Annotated in this window: 2 protein-coding genes; both read left to right on the forward strand. The window is 47.8% G+C overall.

Annotated features, from left to right (window positions below; all coding sequences use genetic code 11):
* A partial coding sequence (locus tag R7Z50_RS29090; protein WP_318149955.1) for a YggS family pyridoxal phosphate-dependent enzyme occupies positions 1-404 on the forward strand: 404 nt, incomplete at its 5' end.
* Between the two features lie 119 nt (positions 405-523).
* Positions 524-598: NAD(P)-binding domain-containing protein (locus R7Z50_RS29095; protein WP_318149956.1), on the forward strand; the 75-nt coding region annotated here is incomplete at its 3' end.

Here is a 598-nt window from a genome sequence, read left to right on the forward strand (position 1 = left end):
TTGATCGCGCTAAGATCGCACAGCGACTCAATGAGCAACGTCCGCAAGAACTCAAACCATTGCAAGTGCTGATTCAAGTCAACACCAGTGGTGAAGATTCCAAATCTGGCGTTAGTGACGCAGAAATATTCGAACTGGCTGAGTTGATTTCTCGCCTTCCCAACCTCACTTTAAGAGGATTGATGTCGATTCCTGCGAACGTGTCAGACTACGACGCCCAGCTTCGTGAGTTCGAGAAGCTAGCGACACTGAAGCAAACCCTTGAACAGCAATACCCAGAAATCGATACCTTATCGATGGGCATGAGTGGCGACATGACCGCTGCGATTGAAGCAGGCAGCACCATGGTTCGTATCGGAACGGCTATCTTTGGCGCGCGAGACTACAGCACGAAAAGTGAATAGTCATTTAAGAGCGAAAATGCTTAATTGATACCGCGATGAAACAGCGGTTAACGCAAAGCGGCGCCATTATACACCTGAGCGCACAATAAATCGTAAATATCATGATGGAAATCAGACAAATGGAACATAAAAAGCTCGCCTTTATCGGTGCGGGAAACATGGTCAGAGCGATTGTTTCTGGCCTCGTGGCTAAC

This window comes from Vibrio sp. 1249-1, assembly GCF_033340495.1.